Source organism: Marinobacterium aestuarii (genome assembly GCF_001651805.1).
Taxonomy (GTDB): domain Bacteria; phylum Pseudomonadota; class Gammaproteobacteria; order Pseudomonadales; family Balneatricaceae; genus Marinobacterium_A; species Marinobacterium_A aestuarii.
Window position 1 is genome coordinate 3,762,191 of record NZ_CP015839.1, and the last position, 17,903, is coordinate 3,780,093.

The following is a 17,903-nucleotide window of genomic DNA, read 5'->3' on the forward strand; positions in this document are numbered from 1 at the left end:
ATACAGACGTAAAACACCCCGGAGGCATCGCACACAGGCGATACTCCGGGCACAGGGTTATTGCAGGGACTCATAAAAACGAAAGAGGAATACCCTAGCGCAGATCCGCCGGCAGTATGTCGGACGGAATATTCTGGTAGCACACCGGGCGCAGAAAACGGCGGATCGACAGAGTACCCACCGAGGTCGCACCAAAGTTGGTGGAGGCCGGATATGGACCACCGTGCACCATGCTGTCGCAGACCTCCACCCCGGTAGGGAAGCCATTGGCGAGTACGCGGCCGGCCTTGCGCTCAAGGATAGGCAACAGCGCCCGAGCCCGTTCACTGTCGCTGCTATCAAGCTGCAGGGTGCAGGTCAGTTGCCCCTGCAGAGATCGCGCAAGGGTCAGCATTTCCTCAAAGTCCGCCACCCGCACCACCAGCCCCAGGGGGCCAAACACCTCTTCGGCCAGACTTGGGTTCGCCAGCCATGCCTGGCCCGTTGTTTCCAACAGCCAGGGCCCCGCGTCACGCAGGCCAGTGTCGCTGGCCAGCAGCGTTTGTACACCGGTACTGGTCTGCAGCCGGTGGGCACCGCTGCGATACGCCTGGGCAATGCCGTCGGTCAGCATGGTCTGGGGGGCAACGCCGGACAGCGCCTCCCGGGCCGCAGCGACAAAGGCATCGGCTTCGGGCCCGTCAATCACAATCGCCAGACCAGGATTGGTACAGAACTGCCCGGCCCCCATCGTCAGGGCACCGGCCCAGCCGGCCGCAAGGCTGGCGACACGGGCCGACACCGCGCCCGGCAGCAGGAACATCGGATTCACCGACCCCAGCTCGCCAAAGAACGGAATGGGCTCTGGGCGCTGCGCACAGAGATCAAACAGCGCCCGCCCCCCAGCCAGACTGCCGGTAAAACCCACCGCCCGAATCAGCGGATGCTGCACCAGCGCCTGGCCCAGCTCGCGGCCGCCATCCTGAATCAGCGAGAATACGCCGGGATCCAGCTCACAGGCCTCGACCGCCGCCGCAATGGCCTGGGCGACGATTTCGCCGGTACCGGGATGGCCCCCATGCCCCTTCACCACCACCGGGCAACCCGCCGCCAATGCTGCCGCCGTATCGCCGCCTGCCACCGAAAAGGCCAGCGGGAAGTTGGAGGCACCAAACACGGCCACCGGGCCGATGGGGCGCTGCATCAGGCGCAGATCAGGCCGCGGCAATGCACGCCCGGGCAAGGCGCCATCCTGCTTGCGCTCCAGGTAGTCGCCGGACTCGATATGCTGTGCGAACAGACGCAGCTGGCCCACGGTACGGCCACGTTCGCCGATCAGGCGGGCTTCGGGCAGGCCGGTTTCCTGACAGCCAATCTCAGTAATGGCATCGCCACGGGCATCGATTTCATCGGCGATGCGGTTCAAAAAAACCGCCCTCAGGCTACGACTGCAATAGCCGTAGCTCTCAAATGCCACTTCTGCGGCGCGGGCCGCGGTATCCGCCATGGCGGGCGTGCCGACGGCAAACTGATGGGCCGGGCCAAAGGCCGGAGTGGACATGAAGTGGCTGTCGCTGGACACCCAGTTTCCTGCCAGATAGTGCTTGCCAGTTAACGTCATTAAATACTTAACTCCTGTTACTGCTGGAAATAGAAAGCCCGCTGTTGCAGCTTCAGGCTTCAGTGACTGTCCCTGGGTACGGCAGACCCGCGGCACCCACGCAGAAAATCAAAATCCGCACCGGTATCCGCGCCCTGCACATGGTCGTGGAACAGCTTGATATAACCACTGGCAGGCGGCTCCTGGGGTACCGACCAGTCCGCCAGCCGGCCGGCCAGCTCTTCATCGGAAATATCCAGGTGCAAACGGCGGTTTTCGACATCCAGCTCTATCATGTCGCCATCCCGTACCACGGCCAGAGGCCCGCCCATGGCGGCTTCCGGCGAGGTATGCAGCACCACTGTGCCGTAGGCCGTACCGGACATACGGGCATCGGAAATGCGCACCATATCCTTGATGCCCTTGCGCAGTACCTTGGGCGGCAGGCCCATATTGCCGACCTCCGCCATACCCGGATAGCCCCTGGGGCCACAGTACTTGAGCACCATGACGCAGTGTTCGTCGATATCAAGACTCTCGTCGTTGATGCGCGCCTTGTAGTCATCGATGCCTTCGAACACCACGGCGCGGCCACGGTGCTGCAACAGATGCGGCGAGGCGGCTGAGGGTTTCAGCACCGCCCCCCTGGGTGCCAGATTGCCGCGCAGCACGGCAATGCCGCCCTTGGCGGTCAGCGCCCTGTCGACCGGCCGGATGACATCTTGGTTCCAGTTGCGTACATCCTTGACCTCGTTCCAGATCGGCTGACCGGATACGCTGATGGCATCCTTGTGCAGCTTGCCGCCCTCGCCCAGCATGCGCATGACCACCGGCAGGCCGCCGGCATAGAAGAATTCTTCCATCAGGTACTTGCCGGAGGGCATGAGATTAACGATGGTGGCAATGTCCTGCCCCAGTTTGTCCCAGTCATCCAGCGTCAGATCAACCCCCACACGACCGGCAATGGCCAGCAGGTGAATCACGGCATTGGTGGAACCGCCGATGGCACCGTTCACGCGAATGGCATTCTCGAACGCCTGGCGGGTCAGGATGTCGGACGGTTTGAGGTCGTCCTTCACCATCTGCACGATGCGCCGCCCGGTCAGATGCGCCATCACCCTGCGCCGGCTGTCCACCGCGGGAATGGCCGCATTGCCAGACAGCGCCATGCCCAGCGCTTCGGCCATGCTCGCCATGGTGCTGGCCGTACCCATGGTGTTGCAGGACCCCGACGAACGGGACATGGCCTGCTCGGCTTCCAGAAAGTCCTCCTGGGACATGGTGCCGGCCTTGATCTCTTCCGACATCTGCCACAGGGCGGTGCCGGAGCCGACCCGCTCGCCACGGAACCAGCCATTGAGCATAGGGCCACCGGAGACCATGATGGCCGGAATATCCACGCTGCTTGCGCCCATCAGCAGGGCCGGTGTGGTTTTGTCGCAGCCCGCCAGCAGCACCACCCCATCCAGCGGATTGGCCCGCAGGGCTTCCTCCACATCCATGGCCGCCAGGTTGCGGTACATCATGGCGGTGGGACGCAGCGAGCTCTCGCCGGCCGAGAACACCGGAAACTCCAGCGGCAGGCCGCCGGCTTCATAGATGCCGTGGGCCACCCGTTCCGCCAGATCGCGCAGATGGGCATTGCAGGGCGTCAACTGGGACCAGGTATTGCAGATGCCAATCACCGGGCGGCCGTCGAACAGATCCGCCGGCAGGCCCTGATTCTTCATCCAGCTGCGATGATAGATATGATCCCGCGAGGTACCGCCGAACCATTCGGTGGAGCGCAATTTGCGCGGCCATGCTGCAGGTTTGAATTCGCTCATACCCAGCCTCCGTCAACTATGAAATTCTGTGCCGAGCACATGGACGCCGCATCGGACGCCAGAAACAGCGCCATATCGGCAATATCGTCAGACATCACTGAGCCTGCCAGACACTGGCTGCGCTTGATCAGCTCCCTGGCGCTCTCATCGACCCACAGCTGCAGCTGTTTCTCGGTCATGACCCAGCCGGGCACCAGGGTATTGACGCGTATATGATCCGCTCCGAGCTCCCGTGCCAGAGCGCGCGTCATGCCGTGCACCGCCGCCTTGCTGGCGGCATAGACCGGATAACCTGCGGTGGCCATCATCCAGCCCACCGAGCCGAAATTGATAATCGAACCACCGCCGGCCTTGCGCATCATGGGCGCCACGGCCTGGGCGGCGAACATCGCGTGCTTGAGATTCACTGAAACCAGGGCATCAAACTGTTCAAGCCCAAGCCCATCCAGCGAATGGCGCACATCGTTGGCGGCATTGTTGGCCAGCACGGTAATGGGACCGTACTCTTCTGCCACCTGCTGGATCAGCTGCTGATAGGCCACCGTATCGGTGATATCGCAGCACCAGAACTGCGCCTCGCAGCCCTCGGCCCGCAGCTGTTGCTCCAGCGCCTGGCCCGCAGCTTCGGCCAGATCCACAAAGGCGGTGCGCGCACCCTGGCGAGCGAACCCCTCAACCACGGCTTTACCTATACCGGTAGCACCGCCACTAATGAGGACCGTGCGCCCCTCAAGATCCGGGTACAGCGCCTTAAGTCCGCTTCTGGCCCCGCGCTCCGGGCCTGTCTGCGCCGTCATAAGGGCCGTACCTCGGGAGTCTGCGCTGCAGCGCGCTTAAGCGGGTTGCGCAGCGTCAGGCCAAAGTCCGGCGCCTCGATCTCGAACCTGTCCCCTTCCTGGGTCACTATGCCGTCGGCCACCGACAGGGTCGCGGTGCCGAACATGTGCAGGTGCAGATCTCCAGGTTCGCGAAAGAGCCCGTACTTGAAGTGGTGGTACTCCAGGTTGGCAATCGTGTGGGACATGTTGTCCTCCCCCGACAGGAACGGCTTTTCCCACAGCACGGAGCCATCACGCACAATGCGCGAGGTACCCTGAATGTCCCGTGGCAAATCCCCGATCAACAGCTCGGGACCGAAAGAAGCCGGGCGCAGCTTGGAATGGGCCAGGAACAGATAGTTAAGCCGCTCGGTCACATGATCGGAAAACTCGTTGGCCAGCGCAAAGCCAATGCGATGGGGCCTGCCATCGGGCCCGATCACATAGGCACCGGCGATCTCCGGCTCTTCGCCACCGTCCAGTGCAAAGGACGGTGATGTCAGCGCCTCCCCGGGCGCCACAGCCACGGCGCCGGTGCCCTTGTAGAACCATTCCGGCTGCACGCCGATTTCACCCGGGGCGGGCTTGCCACCCTCAACCCCTGCGCGGAACATCTTCATCGAATCGCTCATGCCCTCGCCGCTGGCGTGCATGGCATCGCGGGTAGAGGCCGACCCCAAATGGGTCAGGCCGGTGCCGGTCAGAAACATGTGCGCGCTGTCCGGATGGCGCACCGGGCAGTCGAGCTGGCCCTGTTCGGCCAGGGCCAGCAGTTCAACCGACTCACCCAGACCATGACGCTCGATAATATCGGCCAGGCGGCATGCCGCAGCTATGGCTTCCATGGCCAGGTCGTAGGTGCTGTTCGCATCTTTAACCAGGCGTGCGTTTTCACCCTGGCGGCAGATCACACCGCCGCCCTTTAACTGAGACAAATGCATCTGTGATCTCCTTACCTGGACTTGTTCTTGTTGTAGACATCGAAAATAACGGCGGCCAGCAGCACCAGGCCCTTGATGACCTGTTGCCAGTCGATGCCAATTCCCAGAATCGACATGCCGTTATTCATGACACCCATAATGAAAGCACCGACCACGGCGCCAATAATCTTGCCAACACCACCGGACATGGAGGCGCCACCGATAAAGACCGCCGCGATCACATCCAGCTCGAACGCCACCCCGCCCTTGGGCGTCGCGGTATTCAGCCGGGCGGCAAAGATCAGCCCGGCCAGGGCCGCGAGCATGCCCATGTTGGCAAAGGTCAGGAAGGTCAGGCGTTCGGTATTGATACCCGACAGCCGGGCGGCTTTTTCGTTGCCACCCAGGGCATAGATGCGCCGCCCCAGAGTGGTGCTGTTGGTGAGGAAGGTATAGGCCGAAATCAGCACCGCCATGGTGATCAGTACGTTCGGCAGGCCGCGGTAAGTGGCGAGCAGGTAGGCCACAAAGATGATGGCCCCGGCCAGCAGTGCATTCTTGGCAACAAAGAAGCTGAAGGGCTCATCTTCAATACCGAACTTCAGCGCCCGGGAACGGGCCCGCGCCGCCAGCAGCACTATGGCCGAGGCCGCGATCACGCCGAGCAGAATGGCGGTGACATTGGGTTTGCCGGCGCCAAACAGATCGGGTACGAAACCGGTGCTCAGCAGCTGAAAGTTTTTCGGGAAAGGCCCCACCGACTGCCCTTCCAGCAGCGCCAGGGTCAGACCGCGGAACACCAGCATGCCGGCCAGGGTGACGATAAAGGAGGGTATTTTCCAGTAGGCGATCCAGTAGCCCTGGGCCGCCCCGATCATAAAGCCCACCAGCAGGCAGACCGGCACCACCACCAGTGGCGGCAGCTCCCACTCCACCATCATCACCGCCGCCAGGGCGCCGATAAAACCCACCACTGAGCCGACAGACAGATCGATATGCCCGGCGACGATGACCAGCAGCATGCCGATGGCCATGATGATGATGTAACTGTTCTGCAGGAACAGATTGGTCAGGTTGACCGGGCGCATCAGGGTGCCGTCGGTCAGATACTCGAACAGCGCCATGATGACCACCAGCGCCAGCAACATGCCGTAGTCGCGCAGATGACTCGCCAAATAGGCACCAACCGACGGCCGAGCCTGTGGCTCCGGGCGCGTCTCGTTCAGGGGTTTAGCTTGTTCCATCTTGTTTACTCCGCTTACGCCGTCACGATCATGGACATGATTTTTTCCTGGCTGGCCTCTGCCGCCGCCAGTTCACCCAGGAAAGCGCCTTCGTTCATGACATAGATACGATCACAAATACCCAGCAACTCTGGCATCTCGGACGAGATCACGATCACGCCTTTGCCCTCGTCGGCCAGCTGGTTGATGATGCTGTAGATTTCGAATTTCGCGCCTACATCGATACCCCGGGTCGGCTCATCCAGAATCAGTACATCGGGTTCGGTGAACAGCCACTTGCTCAGCACCACCTTCTGCTGGTTGCCGCCGGACAGGTTCATGACCTTCTGAAACACGCTGGGCGTACGAATGTTAAGCGCCTTGCGATAGTCCTCGGCCACACGCCGCTCCTGCGTATCGTCGATCACACCGCGCGTCGATACGCCGCCAAGGTTCGCCAGTGTAGTGTTGCGCAGTATGCTTTCATCCAGCACCAGCCCCAGCTCCTTGCGATCCTCGGTGACATAGGCCAGGCCATTGGCCACCGCCTTGCGCACCGTGGAGACATCCACCGGCTGACCGCGCAGCTGCACAGTGCCGCTGATGTTCTGGCCGTAACTTTTGCCGAACAGGCTCATGGCAAACTCGGTGCGCCCGGAGCCCATCAGGCCCGCAATGCCAACCACCTCCCCCGCCGCCACCTTGAGATTGATATCGCTGATCATCTGGCGTTCGGCGGATTCGGGATGCCAGACGTTCCAGTCCGACACTTCCAGCAGGGTGGCGCCTATATTGGGTATACGCTGCGGATAGCGATGCTCCATGTCCCGCCCCACCATGCCGCGGATAATGCGGTCTTCGCTGATCTCCTCGGCGTGGCAATCCAGCGTGGCCACGGCCATGCCATCCCGGATCACCGTGATGGTGTCGGCAACGCGGCTGATCTCGTTGAGCTTGTGGGAAATCAGAATCGAGGCTATGCCCTGCGCCTTGAACTCCAGCAGCAGATCCAGCAGCTTCTGACTGTCGTTTTCCTGCAGTGCCGCCGTGGGCTCGTCCAGAATCAGCAGTTTGACCTTCTTGGACAGCGCCTTGGCGATCTCCACCAGCTGCTGCTTGCCCACCCCCAGCTTGCCGATCTGGGTGGAAGAGGATTCGCTCAGCCCGACCTTGCGCAGCAGTTCTGCGGTGGTGGCATACACCTGGGGCCAGTCGATAACGCCCTTGTGGGCGATCTCGTTGCCCAGGAAAATGTTTTCCGCAATCGAGAGCTGCGGCACCAGCGCCAGCTCCTGGTGAATAATGATGATGCCCTGGTCTTCACTATCGGAAATACCGCCGAAGGCCACTGTATTGCCTTCATAGACGATATCGCCATCATAGCTGCCGTGGGGATAAACGCCGCTGAGGACCTTCATCAGGGTGGACTTGCCGGCGCCGTTTTCGCCGCACAGTGCATGGATTTCACCACGTCTAACCTTGAGGCTGACGTCGCTCAGCGCCTTCACACCCGGGAAACTCTTGGTGATGCCGCGCATCTCCAGAATGATATCTTGCATAGAAATAACCCGATCATGCTGGCCCGCCGGAGTAGCCGGCGGGCCAAGTTACGTGCAGTTGCAGTGACTTACTTGATCTGATCCATGCTGTAGTAGCCGCTGCCGATCAGGACTTCTTCCCAGTTGGAGGCATCGACGGGTACCGGTTCAAGCAGATAGGCGGGAACGACTTTTACGCCGTTGTCGTAAGTGGTGGTGTCGTTAATTTCGGGATCGGTGCCGGCCAGTACGGCTTCGACCATGCCCACGGTGACGCGAGCCAGCTCGCGGGTGTCCTTAAACACGGTGGAATACTGCTCACCGGCCAGTATGGATTTAACCGATTGCACCTCGGCATCCTGGCCCGACACAACCGGCATCGCCATATCGCCGGAGCCATAACCCACACCCTTGAGCGACGACAGTATGCCGATGGACAGGCCATCGTAGGGCGACAGTACACCCTGCACCTTACTATCAGTGTAGTGCGCCGACATCAGGTTATCCATGCGTGCCTGGGCCACAGCGCCATCCCAGCGCAGCGTACCTACGGTATCCATGCCCATCTGACCGGACACTATCACTATGTCACCGGAATCAATCAGTGGCTGCAGCACCGACATGGCGCCGTTATAGAAGAAGTAGGCATTGTTATCATCCGGCGAGCCGCCAAACAGCTCGACGTTATAGGGGCCCTGGCCGCGCTTTTTCATGCCCTCAACCAGAGTGGATGCCTGCTGTACACCGACCTTGAAGTTGTCGAAGGTGGCGTAGTAATCCACGTAGGCGCTTTCACGAATCAGGCGATCATAGGAAATGACCTTGATATCGGACGCATGGGCATTTTCCAGCGCATTGGACAGGGTGGTGCCGTCGATCGCCGCGATCACCAGTACATTGACGCCCTTGACGATCATGTTTTCAATCTGGGCCAGCTGGTTGGGAATATCATCCTCGGCATACTGCAGGTCCGCCTTGAAACCCGCGGCCTCGAGCTGCTTGACCATGGAGTCGCCATCGGTAATCCAGCGTGCCGACGACTTGGTAGGCATCGAAATACCCACATAGCCCTTCTCGGCGGCAACTACGGCGCCAGACAGCATGACGGTACCCAGTGCAACGCTCGCCATGAGTTTCTTGAAGTGTTTCATTAGCTTCTCCAGTGTTGCACCCGCCGCCGAATCTGAATCCGGGCTGCCGGGCACACATTATTTTTATCGTTGAGCCAATTTGGCAGTCTGTCGGACTTACCACTGATCTACTGCGGGAAAGCCGATTTGGTCATTTTCCGACCTCTTTTTTGTTAAATAGAACCACTATTCGCCTCAAAAGAGCTCAAAAACTGCCGCTAATCGGTCTTTCCCTCGCTACGATCGGCCAAGCCCGAAAGGCTGCGAGCCCCCTCAAGATAGTGCGCCAAAGGCATACCAATCAAATTCATTTTATGTCTAAATACATACCAATATTGATATGACAGGTGCTTTATGGAACTCGGCGTCGCCAGAAACCTGAAGATCAGCCAGCTGCGCCTGATCAGCGCCATCGCCGAACACGGCCAGATACGCCTGGCCGCCGATGCGCTGGCCATCACCCAGCCGGCGGCATCACGCATGCTGGCCGACACCGAACAGCATCTGGGGGCCAAACTGTTCGAGCGTCACCCCAAGGGCATGGTGCCAACCCTGATCGGCCGCGCTCTGGCCCAGCGGGCGCATAACATGCTGGTTGAGCTGCGGGATCTGTCGCGGGATCTGGATGAACTGAAAAGCGGTGAAGGCGGTATCGCCACCGTGGGCGCCGTAACCGGTGCCGCGGTGGGCTTTGTAATTCCGGCGATCAACCAGCTCAAGGCCACCTCCCCCAGGGCCGACATCCATGTGAATGTCGAGGCCAGCGAGGTACTGGTGCGAGACCTGATCGGCGGCAAGAACGACTTCGTACTGGCACGACTGCCGCCCGGCTTCAACGCCAATGAATTCGAGCTGATGCCGGCGCGCACCGAAACCGTGAAACTGGTGGTGCGCAGTGACCATCCGCTGGCGCGGGCACGGGAAGTCGCCATTGGCGACCTGACGCACTATGAATGGGTCATGCAGACCCACCGCGCCCCCATCCGCGAAGCCGTGGACTCCGCCTTTCTGGAGGCGCGGGCACAGCCGCCCAGCAACATCATCAACACCACCTCCCTGCTGGCCATGATTGCCGTGCTGGTATCCACTTCGGCCATAGCACCGCTGGCGAGCGAAGTCTCGGACCTGCTGGTCGGCAATCGCGTCGGTGCCAAACTCAGCGTGCTGCCGATCAAAAGGCCCATAGTGCTGTCGCCCTACTACCTGTTGCTGGTAAAAGGCCGCCAGCTCTCTCCCATCGCCAATCGCCTGCGCGCCCTTGTCAGCGCCGAATTGAATCGCGGCACCAGGATCTGAAAACTCAGCCCCCCAGACTTAATATCAGTTGCGTCCGGCAATCACACCGCCGTCGACATCCCAGATGGCACCGGTGACCCAGCTGGATTCTTCCCCCAGCAGGAAACGGATCGCATTGGCCACATCATCCGATGTGCCGATACGGCCAATGGGGTGAAAGCTATCGAAGGTCGCAAGAGTTGCATCCAGTACGGCCGGATTAATAAAGGCTTCATAGATGGGCGTTTTCACAACCGCCGGAGAGACTGCATTCACCCGAATATTGTGCTCCGCCAGCTCCATTGCCATATGCTGTGTCAGCGAGTGCAGCCCGGCCTTGGCCATTGAATATGCGGACGAGGGCGTGGCCTTGATTGCCTGCCTGGCCCACATGGAACCAATATGCACGATTGAGCCTCCCTGGTGTGCCGCCATATTTTGTGCCACGGCATGGGAGATAAAGAAAGTGGCACGATTCAGATCCATATAGGCATCGTAATCTTCGTGGCCATGCTCCAGAAAAGCGGTGGGTTTGAACTTGCCCGCCGCATTCACCAGATACTTTATATGGCGCTGTTCATTGGCGACATAATCAATGACACGCTGAATATCGCTCGCGTCGTATAAATCGGCCTGCAGAGTTTCAACCTGGCCGATATCGACGAGGGATTTTTTAGCGGCGTCTAGTGTACTGCTTCGCTCTTAGAGGCGCTTTTAGCGAGTCGCCAGGAGGTGGGCCGCACGGCGCATTTTCGAAGGCATAGTGGGCCTATGTCGAGGAAATGCAACACCGCGGACGGCCTTCTGGCGGCTCGCCCGCAGGGAGCGCGCCAATGCGCGCCCTGCTGTGTTGCCGCTCTTGGCAAGAGCCCCACTATTACCGGCGAACGGCGCCTTGCCGGACACGCATTGGCGGGCTCTATAAGCACCCATTAGGGCGAAGCAGTACACTAGTCTGGCACCGGAACTGCCGATAATCAGCGTATCAATACCGCGATTCAGTAACTGGCGCGCCGTTGCCTGGCCCATGCCACTGGAACCACCTACGATCAAATCAGGATAAATTATTTTCCAGAAAGTCCGCTCCCGAGCTCAGCGCCTGACCTATAACGAAGCGCCACCGCGCGTTGAATACCAGGTCACACCTTTTGGGGAAAAATTTGTGCGCATTCTGGATGAACTGGAAAAACTGCAGGACGAGATTGAAAGTGAGGTATGAATAGAAACCAGGTGAAAGGTGAAAGGTGAAAGGTGAAAGGTGAAAGGTGAAAGGTGAAAAAATTAAACGGTAATATCGATCTCCATAAAAATATTATTTCAGGCACTGCACCCGGTAATTACTCGGGGTAATGCCAACCACCTTTTTAAAGGCTGTAATGAAATAATTCGAGTTATCATAGCCGACCATGGTAGCGATTTCGGTCGCGCTCAGATCGGTATTGATCAGCAGCGACTGGGCTTCGCCAATCCGCCGTCTGATCAGATACTGAATGGGGGAGCAGCCGACGGCTGCTTTGAACTTATGCGCCAGGTAATAATGACTGATACGCATATCCGCCGCCATTGACTTCAAGCCTATGGCTTCGCGGTAATGTTCGTCAATATAGTTTTTCACCTGCTGCCCGATATCAAAATGCTCCGAAGCGACACTCGGTTCATTATCGCGAATCAGGCTCAGCACAAGCACGATCAGTGCCTGCAGCAGCTGATTGCAAAACTCGCCCCCGTACCTGTGCTCCCAGCACACCCGGCTATAAAGCACCTGCAGTAGCTGATCGAATTCGGCATAGAGCGTGCTACTTTGCAGCACCACACTATCGCCCGGTTCCGTTATGCGGTTCCTGCCCAGGCCCTTGAGTTTCAGGTTTCTGAAAGCACAGCAGAAAACGCTCATATCAGCATAGGGGCTGGCGGACTCGTCGTGCAGCACGCCGCTGTTGTAGATCAGCACATCCCCCTTGCGGGTCTGATACTGGCGCCCATCAATAATATGAGAACAGCTACCCTCGCGGATAAACAGAATCTCGATACAATCCTCGTGCCGGTGCATGGCACGGGGCAGCCGGGTATGAGTGGCGTCGGCGGCGCACATGTACATAAGCTCGGCCTGGCTTTCGATCTCCAGCCGACTGCGGGATTTCCGCTTTGCGAACCGCTGCATCATACTGCCTGTCTCCGCAACAACAGAGCCTGAGGATCACCGCCAGGTGGCGGACGGCGCAGGCGACGGCGACGGCGCCATGCCGCCTGCGCCAATGCTCGCAGAGCCCCGCCGATGACGCAACCCTGTGCGCCTTCGCGCCAGGGCGCTATGCGTAATCGACCCAGGTGGCCCCCAGATCTGCAGAACGCACGCAGTTCTCGACCCAGCGCACCCCCTCGCATCCAGCCTCGATATCCGGAATACCCAAGGTACCGGCCAGTGCCGCATCCCCCTTGTCCATGGCTTCCATGGCCAGGGCAAAGCGGTAATACAGATTGGACCAGGCCTCGAACAGACCTTCAGGATGACCGGCACCGATACGGTCATCTTCCAGCGCATCGGGATAAAGGTAATCCATGCCACGCTCCAGTACCTGAGCGGGTTTGCCCTGCACTTCGTAGATCAGCTGATTGGGGTGCTCATCCCACCACTCCAGGCTGGCTTTGGAGCCGATTACCCTGATTTTCTGGCCATGCATGGAACCTGCGTTAACTGCCGACGCCCAGAGCGTGCCCACCGCGCCGCCCTCGTACTCCATCATCACAAAGGCGTTATCCTCCAGCGGCGCCCGGCTTTTGACGAAGCTCTGCCGGCTGCACAGCAGGCGCTTGATTTTAAGCGCAGGCAACATGACCTCCGATAGATACAGCGGGTGGGTACCGACATCCCCCAGCACATAGCTGGGCCCGGCAAAGCGGGGATCGACCCGCCATTGAGTGCTGGGGTTGGCCCCCTCCACCGCTTCGCTGTGAAAACCGTGGGCAAACTGCATATTAATGATGCGAATCTCGCCCAGGTCGCCATTGGCGATCATCGCCCGGGCCTGGCGGATCAACTGGTGCCCTGCGTAGCCATAGGTGACGCCGACGATTCGCCCCTTTGCCTCTGCCAGAGCGCGCAGCTCCTGGGCTTCTGCCAGCGTGAAGCAGAGCGGCTTTTCACACACCACATGCAGCCCGGCGTGCAGCGCCGCCTTGCAGATGGCGAAGTGGGTACCATTGGGCGTCGCGATCGAGACGGCCTGAATGCCATCGGGCCTTTTCGCTTCGGCGTCAAACATGGCCTGGTAATCGCCATAGCAGCGCTCAGCCTCCACCTGCAGGCGCAAGCCAAAATCACGCCCACGCTCAGGGTCTATATCGAAGGCTCCGGCTACCAGTTTGAAGACATTGTCTCGCAGTGCAGCCGAGCGATGAATGTAGCCTATCTGGCTCGCGCGGCCGCCCCCCACCATGGCCCAGCGAATCGGGCGTGCGACTTTCAGTTCACCATTGATCATGTTGTTTACCTCAGCGTTTTTATTGTTGTTGGTTAAAAACCTTTGCCCTGCAGATACGCAAGACTCGCCGTCACATCCTCAAGGCTGCCGGCGGCATTGCGCGGATCACGTTCCTGTTCGATGGTGATATAGCCCTGATAATCGATATCCCTGAGCAACTGATAGATGGCGTCGTAATCCACCACCCCCTGGCCGATGGGACACATGACGCCCTTGGCACAGGCGGCAAAGAAGTCGATGGGCTGGCCCATGACGGCGCTATAGATCCCAGGCTCGATATCCTTGAAGTGCAGGTAGTCGATGCGATCCTTGTGTTCACGAATCCACGCCACCGGATCCATCTTCGAGTAGTACAGATGGCCGGTATCCAGGCACAGGCCCGCGATAGCGTAGGGCACATCCCGCAGCAGCTGACGAATTTCGTCCTCAAACTCGATATAGCCGCCGGCATGGGGGTGCACCACGGCGCGGATGCCGTATTCGTCCCGGGCCAGCTCGGCAATGGCACGGATATGCGCCATGGTTTGCGCCCATTTTTCCGCACTCAGGCGCGGCGCCGCCTCGGGGTGCCCGGCCGCCAGGCTGCGCTCTGCGTGCACATGATCGATCAGCACCAGGTAGGGCGCCGGATAATGCTGACCTTTTTCCTGCGCCAGCTTCGGCAGGCTCGAGAGCAGCGCGCAGATCTCATGGGTCTGCCGGAGCAGACTGTCGAGATTGGCGGGGTCAACCAGGTTGTCGAAAATGGTGCCTGCGACGATACTCAACCCCCGCTGTTCAAGCGCCGCGCTCACCGTTTCGATATCAAGCGGCAGGTAGCCATAGGGGCCCAGCTCTACGCCCTTGTAACCAGCAATGGCAGCTTCATCGAGCACTTTCTGCCAGGGCGGAAGGTGGGGGTTACGGGGATCGTCGACACCCCAGCAGCAGGGTGCACTGGAAATTTTTATGCTCATTAGTGTGCCTCGAATTGGGTAACACGGATTGCCCTGGCCTGGCCCTGGATGCGGCACGACAATCAGCCTGCAGTGCAATGCCCTATCAAACCTTGCCAGCGGATAGTGCATATTTAATCAGGCAGGACCGGTATCGACGTTTGAATTCTTGCTCATTTTCAGGATGTAATGCGCAGCACAAGCGCGGTAAAAATCGCGCAGAAATACTCAATATTGGCTACTCAGCGGCCTGAAGCGCGCGCTTTTTAAGGGAGCACTGAAAGGTGCGAATGCCGACAGAAGCAAAGCTCGCCTTCTGGCCCAGTACCTGGTATGCATCTGGACAAGGCCAGTAACTTCACTTTCTTGCTATTGAGCACCTGGCAGGCCTGTAATCGGGCAGCGGGTTGCCCAGGCTCTCAGAAGACAAGATCCCACTGGAGCAGCCCCATATAAAAACAGCCCTGCAAAAGCAGAGCCGTTTTTATATGGGTCACGATGGCGTAATGTCTGCGACAGAGCGCAGCTGCGGGTTATTTCAGCGGCTGTGCCCGCTCGCACAGGCTGTTCAGCGCCGCCACCCAGTCGGGGTGATCATTCAGGCAGGGCACCAGTACCAGCTCTTCGCCACCGGCGCTGCGAAACTGTTCGCTGCCCCGGTCACCGATCTCCTCCAGCGTCTCGATACAGTCCGCGACAAAAGCCGGACACATGACCAGTACCTTTTTTACGCCCTGGCGGGCCAGCTCTTCAAGGCGCTGTTCAGTGTAAGGCTCTATCCATTTGGCGCGCCCCAGGCGGGACTGAAAGGACACTGACCATTTATCAGCGGGCAAGCCCAGTTGGGCGGCGAACACCTCGGCACTGTGCATGCACTGGGCACGGTAGCAGTGCTGCAATACCTCGGCGGGCGCTGTAGCACAGCAATCGGCGGCGCCGCAGCAATGACTGCCGGTCAGATCGAGCTTTTTCAGGTGCCGCTCCGGCAGGCCGTGGAAGCTCAGCAGCAGGTGGTCATAATCCTGCGCCAGGTGCGGCTTGGCGCTCGCCACCAGTGCATCCAGGTATTCCGGCTGGTCATAAAAAGGCTGCAGCAGCGACAACTCCAGCGCCAGCTTGCGCTCGCGCAGTACCCGCCTCGCCTCCTCTATCACCGTGGTCACGGTACTGTCGGCGAACTGTGGATAGAGCGGCGCCAGCGTTACCCGGGTAATCCCCTGATCGGCGAGTTTGCACAGCTGGGTTTCGATCGACGGCTCGCCATAGCGCATCGCCAGCTCCACCGGGCCATGCCGCCAGGCATTTGCCATGGCCTGCTGCAGGCGCTGGCTCAGCACCACCAGCGGCGAGCCCTGCTCCCACCAGATGGAGGCGTAGGCATGGGCCGAATCCCTGGGCCGGCGAATCAGAATCAGCGACACCAGCAGCCGGCGCACCGGCCAGGGCAGATCGATCACATAAGGATCCATCAGGAACTGATTCAGGTAACGGCGCACATCCGCCACCTCGGTCGAGGCCGGCGAGCCCAGGTTAACCAACAGTAACGCCTGATCCTTCATGTCATATCCTGTTTCAGTGCCACCCCCGATTACTGCCGGTTGCCGCAATATTACGATGCCCCCGGGCGCCAAAGGCCCGATTCACAAAACTGCGCCAGTATAACCCCACAGCATCACGACCTGAACGCCCCCAGCGTCGAGGTGCCGGAAACCTTGCCCACCTCCACATACGAATACCGCTGCAAATCAGACCAAATTCGCATTTTTCTCGTATGCCCCTCTGGAACCCGTTAGCCACCCTGAGAACACGCATGGGCGCTTAGGCTATTTCGTATCGCAGCTGCCTAAGCCTGCATCTGCGTGCTGACGACGAGCACTGACAAGGGCGAGCGCCCGCTGGAGATCATCAATGCACTCACTCAATCCACAAAAGCTGCTGCTGTCCAAGTGGACCGCAGCAAGGCCTGCGCAGCGCGAGAAGCACTTCATGGTGACTCAGTTGTATCGGGATGATGAAGGCACTGTGCTGGACATCGAGCTTCAGGCTGTGCTGTCCAGGCGCAACCAGCGCCTGCCCTGGCAGGCCCTGCAGAACGACGACCACTGGCTCATGGGCTGGCTATAACGCGCCTGTACCGGCGTCAGTAACGCCTGGGCGTATCTCTCTACAGGCGACTACTCGCTCAGAAAGCGCCGCAGCACTTCACAAAATCGCTCCGGCTCTTCCACATGGGCGAAGTGCCCGGAATTCTCGAACACTTCCAGTTGAGCGCCGGGGATTTCCCCGGCTATCTCTTCGGACATGGCCAGGGGCGTCACACAATCCTGGCGTCCGGCAATCACCAGACTCGGAATCTGCAGTTTTTTCAGCGCTGGCCTCAGGTCCATGCTGGCGGCCTCACTGCCCATAAAGGTCAGCAGCGGCGTAATATGCAGAGGCAGCTGTGCGGTACGCTGCAGATACTGCTCGGCCTTGCCATCAAAGGCGCTAAAATAAAACTTCACCATCCGCGACCACAACTTGCTGGCTTCCTCATCGGTCGTGCAGCGGCCCGACCACCAATCCTGCAGTGCCGCCATTGAATCCGCAAACCAGGGTTGATTCTGATATGCCATCAGGGCACTGAGCATCTGCTGCGGATCCGTGAGGCTGGCACCAAAGCAGGCGCTGCTACTGTACAGAATGAGTTTGCCAGGCCCATCGGGGTGCCGACTGGCATATTCCTGGGCCACCATGCCACCGTGGGACCAACCCAGGATGACGGGTTTTTCCAGCTCCAAATGTCGGCGCAGCCCATCCAGATCGGCGGCATAATCCGCCAGTCCGTAGGCGCCATTGACGGGCGCTGCCGACAGGCCTGAACCCCGCGGATGCATAACAATAACGCTCGCGAAAGCATCAATCCCGGCAAGATCATCCCAGGAACGTGCATCCCAGCCAGGCCCACCGGAATGCGCGATCAGTGCAGGCCCCTGACCCCGCACGCTGTAATGAATGCGGCTGCCATTCAAAACGACATCATATTCGCCGGGGATTAGCTCAGGCATGCAACAGTTCCTTGCGTGTAACAGTGAGCCTGCAGCTTGCACCCATTACAGGCACCGGTGCAAATCATTCATCCACAGAGGGGCAAGTGGCAACAGCAAGGTGCGGGTAAAAGGTAAAAGGTAAAAGGTA

15 protein-coding genes and 1 pseudogene are annotated in these 17,903 nt (G+C 59.7%); 3 read left to right on the forward strand and 13 right to left on the reverse strand.

From position 1 onward, the window contains the following. Positions 1–94: 94 nt before the first annotated feature. The 7 genes from A8C75_RS16385 to chvE all read right to left on the reverse strand — a co-directional run bounded on the left by A8C75_RS16385 (position 95) and on the right by chvE (position 9,055). Positions 95–1,600 (reverse strand): aldehyde dehydrogenase (NADP(+)), encoded by a 1,506-nt coding sequence (locus A8C75_RS16385; RefSeq protein ID WP_067384862.1) that lies wholly within the window; start codon positions 1,598–1,600, stop codon positions 95–97. A 59-nt stretch (positions 1,601–1,659) separates the two neighbouring features. Then, positions 1,660–3,405 (reverse strand): L-arabinonate dehydratase, encoded by a 1,746-nt coding sequence (gene araD, locus A8C75_RS16390; protein ID WP_067384865.1) that lies wholly within the window; start codon positions 3,403–3,405, stop codon positions 1,660–1,662. After that, positions 3,402–4,202 carry an SDR family NAD(P)-dependent oxidoreductase gene (locus A8C75_RS16395; RefSeq protein WP_067384868.1) on the reverse strand — a complete coding sequence of 267 codons (801 nt, stop codon included), beginning with the start codon at positions 4,200–4,202 and terminating at the stop codon, positions 3,402–3,404. Before A8C75_RS16395 ends, araD begins: the two co-directional genes overlap by 4 nt. Continuing rightward, positions 4,199–5,164 (reverse strand): AraD1 family protein, encoded by a 966-nt coding sequence (araD1, locus tag A8C75_RS16400; protein WP_067384871.1) that lies wholly within the window; start codon positions 5,162–5,164, stop codon positions 4,199–4,201. The genes A8C75_RS16395 and araD1 overlap by 4 nt, the downstream gene beginning before the upstream one ends. A gap of 11 nt (positions 5,165–5,175) precedes the next feature. Next, the gene (gene mmsB / locus A8C75_RS16405; protein WP_067384874.1) at positions 5,176–6,387 is read right to left on the reverse strand and encodes a multiple monosaccharide ABC transporter permease; all 1,212 of its coding nucleotides are present in this window, start codon (positions 6,385–6,387) and stop codon (positions 5,176–5,178) included. 14 nt (positions 6,388–6,401) lie between these two features. Beyond that, positions 6,402–7,925, reverse strand: coding sequence for a multiple monosaccharide ABC transporter ATP-binding protein (mmsA, locus tag A8C75_RS16410; RefSeq protein ID WP_067384877.1), 1,524 nt, complete (start codon positions 7,923–7,925; stop codon positions 6,402–6,404). 68 nt (positions 7,926–7,993) lie between these two features. Further along, complete coding sequence (gene chvE, locus A8C75_RS16415; protein ID WP_067384880.1) at positions 7,994–9,055, reverse strand: multiple monosaccharide ABC transporter substrate-binding protein; 1,062 nt, start codon at positions 9,053–9,055, stop codon at positions 7,994–7,996. A 333-nt stretch (positions 9,056–9,388) separates the two neighbouring features. Between chvE and A8C75_RS16420 the strand changes: the two genes are divergently transcribed. After that, on the forward strand, positions 9,389–10,330 hold the full coding sequence (locus tag A8C75_RS16420; RefSeq protein WP_067384883.1) for a LysR family transcriptional regulator: 942 nt from the start codon (positions 9,389–9,391) through the stop codon (positions 10,328–10,330). Positions 10,331–10,354: 24 nt separating this feature from the next. On the opposite strand, the pseudogene A8C75_RS16425 reads toward A8C75_RS16420, so the two are convergent. Further along, a pseudogene (locus A8C75_RS16425) lies at positions 10,355–10,990 on the reverse strand (SDR family NAD(P)-dependent oxidoreductase); the annotation flags it as partial. 418 nt (positions 10,991–11,408) lie between these two features. Between A8C75_RS16425 and A8C75_RS23170 the strand changes: the two are divergent. After that, on the forward strand, positions 11,409–11,528 hold the full coding sequence (locus A8C75_RS23170; protein WP_227820026.1) for a winged helix-turn-helix transcriptional regulator: 120 nt from the start codon (positions 11,409–11,411) through the stop codon (positions 11,526–11,528). A 93-nt stretch (positions 11,529–11,621) separates the two neighbouring features. On the opposite strand, the gene A8C75_RS16430 is transcribed toward A8C75_RS23170, so the two are convergent. From A8C75_RS16430 to hemH, 4 genes are all read right to left on the reverse strand, one after another. Further along, positions 11,622–12,473 (reverse strand): AraC family transcriptional regulator, encoded by an 852-nt coding sequence (locus A8C75_RS16430; RefSeq protein WP_067384886.1) that lies wholly within the window; start codon positions 12,471–12,473, stop codon positions 11,622–11,624. A gap of 145 nt (positions 12,474–12,618) precedes the next feature. After that, a complete protein-coding gene (locus tag A8C75_RS16435) occupies positions 12,619–13,791 on the reverse strand; it encodes a Gfo/Idh/MocA family protein (protein WP_067384889.1) in 1,173 nt (390 codons plus the stop codon). Between the two features lie 32 nt (positions 13,792–13,823). Next, positions 13,824–14,747, reverse strand: a complete 924-nt coding sequence (locus A8C75_RS16440) for a sugar phosphate isomerase/epimerase family protein (protein ID WP_067384892.1) — start codon at positions 14,745–14,747, stop codon at positions 13,824–13,826. A gap of 512 nt (positions 14,748–15,259) precedes the next feature. Beyond that, the gene (gene hemH / locus A8C75_RS16445) at positions 15,260–16,285 is read right to left on the reverse strand and encodes a ferrochelatase (RefSeq protein ID WP_067384895.1); all 1,026 of its coding nucleotides are present in this window, start codon (positions 16,283–16,285) and stop codon (positions 15,260–15,262) included. A 349-nt stretch (positions 16,286–16,634) separates the two neighbouring features. Between hemH and A8C75_RS16450 the strand changes: the two genes are divergently transcribed. Beyond that, positions 16,635–16,850, forward strand: coding sequence for a TIGR02450 family Trp-rich protein (locus A8C75_RS16450; RefSeq protein WP_067384897.1), 216 nt, complete (start codon positions 16,635–16,637; stop codon positions 16,848–16,850). 50 nt (positions 16,851–16,900) lie between these two features. Here A8C75_RS16450 and A8C75_RS16455 read toward each other — a convergent pair whose 3' ends face one another. Beyond that, the gene (locus A8C75_RS16455; RefSeq protein WP_067384900.1) at positions 16,901–17,773 is read right to left on the reverse strand and encodes an alpha/beta fold hydrolase; all 873 of its coding nucleotides are present in this window, start codon (positions 17,771–17,773) and stop codon (positions 16,901–16,903) included. Positions 17,774–17,903: the final 130 nt, after the last annotated feature.